Origin of the sequence: Mycobacterium sp. 1245805.9 (assembly GCF_001672915.1) — a bacterium.
Lineage (GTDB): Bacteria > Actinomycetota > Actinomycetes > Mycobacteriales > Mycobacteriaceae > Mycobacterium.
Genome location: NZ_LZKR01000008.1, coordinates 1 through 4,588, shown reverse-complemented (window position 1 = coordinate 4,588; position 4,588 = coordinate 1). Strand labels below are relative to the sequence as shown.

The following is a 4,588-nucleotide window of genomic DNA, read 5'->3' as shown; positions in this document are numbered from 1 at the left end:
GTCCGGGCGGGCAGGGCGGCCAGGGCGGCCAGGGTGGCGTCGGCGGCGCCGACACCAACGGGTCGGGTGGCGGTCACGGCGGCGACGGCGGCAATGGCGGCGCCGCCGGACCGGGTGGCAGCGCGGGCGGCGCCGGCTCCCATGCGGGCGCGGCGGGGACCGGCGGCACCGGCGGCACCGGGGGCACCGGCGGCAGCGCGGGCGCCGCGGCGGGCGTGCACTTCAGCTCCGCTGGGGGTGGTGGCAACGGCGGCCACGGCGGCGACAGCGTCGGCGGCGCCGGCGGCCAAGGCGGCCGCGGCGGCAATGGCGGCGACAGCAACTTCTTTGGCAGCGGGAACTCCGCATTCACCGGCGGCCAAGGCGGCAACGGCGGCACCGGCGGCAACGGTGTCACCGCCGGCAACGGCGGCAACGGCGGCAACGGCGGTAACGCCCACGTCGCTCCCTTCATCAGCGCCGCCGCCGTCGCCGCTGGTGGCGGCGGGGGTGGTGCCGGCGGTGCGGGCGGCCTCAGCACCGCCGGCGGCACCGCCGGCAAAGGTGGCAACGGCGGCAACGGAGGCACCGCCACCGCGCAATCCGGCAACCAGGTCGGTACCGCGGGCGGCGGTTTCGGCGGCGGCGGCGCCCAATCCCTCGCCGGGGGGCCCGGCGGTGGTGGTGGCGGCGGTGGCGCCTCCGGGATCGGCAGCGCAATCATGACCGGCGGCTTTGGCGCCCCCGGCGCCTTCGCGGCCGGCAGCTTTAGCAATTCCGGTAGTGGCGGTCAGGGCGGTTTTGTCAACTGCACCTCCGGCGAGTTCAGCGCCGGCGGCGGCGGTGGTGGCGGCGCTGCCGTCCAGGGCCACCCCGGCGCGGGCGGCGGCCAAGGCGGCAGCGCCGACGGCTACGCCGGTGGCCAGGGCGGCCCTGGCGGCACCGGCCAAACGATCGGCGGCGCCGGCGGCGACGGTAAGCCGGGCCAGATCGCCGGCGCCGGCAATGCCACCCCCACCGGCGGCGCCGGCGGCACAGCCGGCATCGGTGGCGGTGGCGCCGGCGGTGCCGCCGTAGCCAATGGCAACTCCCCGGATGTGGCCGTCGGCGGCGTGGGCGGGGGCGGCGGCGCCCCCTAGAGATGCCGTGGCCTGGCGGTCCTGCTTCACGCTGCGTTGCGCCGCGCTGTTCATCCGGAACGAGCGAGGCATGAAGGACTAACGGGACCGTAGCCGCCTGACGAATTCGGCCACGGCCAAACCGATCTCGTCCGGGCTGTCCTCCTGGATGAAATGGACTCCGGGAACGGTGACCTCGGTGAGGTTGGCCCACGTCCGGACGTAGTCGCGGATCCGGCCGTTGAGAATGGCGCCGGGCTCGGCGTTGACGAACAGCTTTGGCACGTCTGCCGTTTCGAGCCAGCTGCGGTACTCGTCGACGATGGCGCAAACCTCGGCCGGCTCGCCGTCGATGGGTATGTTGCGTGGCCACGACAGGGTGGGGCGCCGGTCCTCGCCGGCGTTGAGGAACGGCCGCCGGTAGGCGTTCATCTCCTCCTCGGCGAGTGTGCGTTGAATCGCGCCGGGCAGCACCGCTTCGACAAACATGTTCTGCTCCAACACCATCCGCTCGCCCTCCGGCGACCGGAACCCCTGGAAGACACCGCGTATGTTGGGATGCCAATCCGCCCATGTCATCGGGGTGACGATGGCCTCCATGAAGGCGATGCCCTGAACGCGGTCGCGGTGCCGGTTGGCCCAGTCGAAGCCCAGCGCCGAGCCCCAGTCGTGCAGCACCAGCACCACCCGGTCCCCAAGCTCGAGCGCGTCCCAGAGCCCGAACAAGAAGTCTCGCTGCTCGGCATAGTTGTAGCGGTCGGGACCCGACGGGCTGAGCTTGTCCGACGCGCCCATGCCGATCAGGTCGCATGCCACCAACCGGCCCAGCCCCTCCAGGTGCGGCATCACATTGCGCCACAGGTACGACGACGTCGGGTTGCCGTGCTGAAAGACGATCGCGTCGCCCTCGCCCTCGTCGAGGTAGGCCATTCGCTTGCCGGCGATCTCGCGGTATCGCAGCTCCATGGGGACATCCTGTCACTTGACAACCGATCGAACAATAGTTCGAATAGAGGGCATGCGCTGGGCTAATCAGGCCGTCGCTCTCGACGACGGGGCGCTCCCGGGGCTGGCCAGGATCGGCCTCGTCCGGAGCGTCCGCGCGCCGCAATTCGAGGGCATCACCTTCCACGAGGTGCTGTGCAAGTCGGCGCTCAACAAGGTGCCCGACGCATCGGCGCTGCCGTTCCGCTACACCGTCAACGGCTACCGCGGCTGCTCGCACGCCTGTCGCTACTGCTTCGCGCGTCCCACCCACGAATACCTCGAGTTCGACTGGGGCGCCGACTTCGACACCCAGGTGGTGGTCAAGACGAACGTCGCCGAGGTTCTCAACCGCGAGCTGCGCCGGCCGTCGTGGCGGCGCGAGACGGTCGCGCTGGGCACCAACACCGACCCCTACCAGCGCGCCGAGGGGCGCTACGCGCTGATGCCGGGCATCATCGGCGCGCTCGCCGGATCCGGCACGCCGCTGTCGATCCTCACCAAGGGCACCCTGCTACGGCGCGACCTGCCCCTGATAAGCGATGCGGCACAACAGGTTCCGTTGTCGGTCGCCGTGTCGCTGGCCGTCGCCGACCCAGAGCTGCACCGCGACGTCGAACCGGGAACGCCGACGCCGCAGGCGCGCCTGGGCCTCATCACCGCCATCCGGGACGCCGGGCTGGGCTGCCACGTGATGGTCGCGCCGGTGCTGCCCCACCTCACCGATTCCACCGAGCACCTCGACGGGCTGCTCGGCCAGATCGCCGCGGCCGGCGCCACCAGCGTCACGGTTTTCGGCCTGCACCTGCGCGGTTCGACGCGCGGCTGGTTCATGTCCTGGCTGGCCCGCTCGCACCCGGAACTGGTCGGCCACTACCGCGAGCTCTACCGCCGCGGCGCCTACCTGCCGCCGAGCTACCGCGACATGCTGCGCGAACGGGCCGCGCCGCTGATCGCCAAGTACCGCCTCGGCGGCGATCCCCGCCCCGTCCCGCCCACCAACGCCCCACCGGCGCCGCTGCAGCCGACGCTGTTCTAGGCGGGCCTGTCGCGCCGGGGCTTGGTGAGCGTGAACTGATCCACCAGGGAAACCGCGCCGAACGGCCCGCTCACCGCGTAGTGCGTCGCCTTGATCGAGGTGTTGCCGCCGGGCTGGCCCGGGTCGACGTCGAAACACGCAAAACCGTAAGGGTTGTCGCGGTCGCGAAACGCCGACCACGGCGCGTCCTCCAACACATAGATCGGCGCCTTCCGGCCGATCTCGGGGTCGAACGCCCCGACGCCGGTCACGACGCGGCACCGCGGCTGGGGGAAGAACATCCCGTTGGACGGCGCCGACGTGCCACCGCCGCCGATGACCAGGTGCACCGTGCCCCGGGTCGAGTCGATGGCCTCGCCGCCGGCGTCGACGGGTATCGGCGTGCGGGTGTCGGTGCCCAGCGCACCGCGCAACGGATGGGACCGCTCGTAGTGGTGTTCGTGGCCGCACACCACCAGATCGACCTGGTACTGGTCGAACAGCGGCAGCCATTCCGCGCGGATCCCCAGGTCGGCGCCGTTGGTGCGGTCGGCGGTGGAGATCGCCGTCTGGTGCATGCACACCACGATCCAGTCCACGTCGGGGTCGCGCCGTGCCGCGGCGAGTTCGCCTGCCAGCCAGCGCTTTTGCTCGCCGCCCGAATAGCCGTGCACGTAGAAGTTGCCGCCGTCCTGGAAGGCGACGTCGTCGTTGTTGAGGCTGATCACCCGCACCGAACCGGCGGTGAACGAGTACCACAGGCCGCGGGTCTCGGGGCCGGAGCCGGAGTCCGGCAGCGCGAAGTAGGTCTGGTAGGCGCCGTAACCGATCGGCCCGTTGCCCCATTCGTTCTCGTGGTTGCCCGCGGCCGGCATCCACGGGCGGAACCGCGCCGAGCGAGTGTTGTTCTCGAACCAGTTCGACCACGTCCGGATGCGGTCCTGCGCCAGGTTCGCGTAGCACAGGTCGCCGTTGACGAGGTTGAACAGCGGACCGAGGCGCTCGACCGCCAGCGTGGTGTCCGCGGCGGCGGGCGACCCGATGTTGTCGGTGGCGTACTTGCCGTCGGGCAGCCGGGCCAGCGTCGGGGTGGACTGGTCCCCGAAGCTGGTGAAGCGCAGCGGTTTTCGCCCCGACGGCGCGGTCCGCACCGTCCCGCCGCCCGGCTCGGCGCCGTCGTGCACCGCCGCGTACACGTAGTCGGTATCGGGGACCAGGCCCGTCAGGCGCGCGTGGTTGACGCGAACCTCGGTGCCGGACTTGGCGTCGCGGTAGGTCCGGGTTTCCGCGGCGACGGTGCGCCCGAACCCGGACGCCGGGGTGCCCAGCCTGACCCGGGGATTGCCGACGGCCTCGGTGGTGTGCCACGACACCACCACCTCGGTGGCGGCGTTCGCGCCGAATTGCAGATGCAGGCCGGTCACCGGCGGCGCGCCGCGGCGGTCCGGCTGAAACCAGACGGCGGGACCGCGCGCCTGCGACCACAGCA

Annotated in this window: 3 protein-coding genes and 1 pseudogene; 2 read left to right on the top strand and 2 right to left on the bottom strand. The window is 71.9% G+C overall.

Translation table 11 applies throughout. The features are described 5' to 3' along the window. A pseudogene (locus A9X00_RS31095) lies at positions 1–1,118 on the top strand (PE family protein); the annotation flags it as partial. A gap of 78 nt (positions 1,119–1,196) precedes the next feature. On the opposite strand, the gene A9X00_RS01745 reads toward A9X00_RS31095, so the two are convergent. After that, positions 1,197–2,063 carry a haloalkane dehalogenase gene (locus A9X00_RS01745; RefSeq protein ID WP_067148357.1) on the bottom strand — a complete coding sequence of 289 codons (867 nt, stop codon included), beginning with the start codon at positions 2,061–2,063 and terminating at the stop codon, positions 1,197–1,199. Positions 2,064–2,115: 52 nt separating this feature from the next. On the opposite strand from A9X00_RS01745, the gene A9X00_RS01740 reads away from it, so the two are divergent. Continuing rightward, positions 2,116–3,120: an Rv2578c family radical SAM protein gene (locus A9X00_RS01740; RefSeq protein WP_067148354.1), complete on the top strand. Its 1,005-nt coding sequence runs from the start codon at positions 2,116–2,118 to the stop codon at positions 3,118–3,120. Here the strand turns inward: A9X00_RS01740 and A9X00_RS01735 are convergent. Beyond that, positions 3,117–4,588, bottom strand: a 1,472-nt coding sequence (locus A9X00_RS01735) for a metallophosphoesterase family protein (protein ID WP_197515015.1), incomplete at its 5' end; no start/stop codon positions are given. The two genes, A9X00_RS01740 and A9X00_RS01735, sit on opposite strands and share 4 nt — an antisense overlap.

Bases quoted from the DNA above. Each gene is read 5' to 3' on its own strand.
- A9X00_RS01745 (WP_067148357.1), bottom strand. From the start codon at position 2,063: ATGGAGCTGCGATACCGCGAGATCGCCGGCAAGCGAATGGCCTACCTC.
- A9X00_RS01740 (WP_067148354.1), top strand. From the start codon at position 2,116: ATGCGCTGGGCTAATCAGGCCGTCGCTCTCGACGACGGGGCGCTCCCG.